Below are 277 nucleotides of genomic sequence, written 5' to 3' on the forward strand. Positions count from 1 at the left end.
GGGGCAGGAAGTCTTTCTGTTCGTCATTCAGACTCATGGTGTCGCCGATGCTGCTGCGGTCGTCGGCGGCAAAAAGGCGGTGGATAATCTTGGTATTGGTGTTTTTCAATACGTCTGATACCAGCTTGTTGGGAATCTGGTCGGCTATCACCAGGCATTCGCCGTATTTGCGGACTTCTGCCAAAAGGTTGGCAAACATTTCCACACCGAGTTTTTTGGAGCCGTCCGCACCGGGTTCGGGCTTGGAGAGAAGGCGGTGCGCTTCTTCGACGAGGGT

1 protein-coding gene is annotated in these 277 nt (G+C 54.2%); it reads right to left on the bottom strand.

The genetic code is table 11. The annotated features are described in order from the left end of the window. Positions 1–277, bottom strand: a 277-nt coding sequence (locus ACI43T_RS12050) for a hypothetical protein (RefSeq protein WP_405387353.1), incomplete at both ends; no start/stop codon positions are given.

Source organism: Neisseria oralis, assembly GCF_045062685.1.
GTDB lineage: Bacteria > Pseudomonadota > Gammaproteobacteria > Burkholderiales > Neisseriaceae > Neisseria > Neisseria oralis.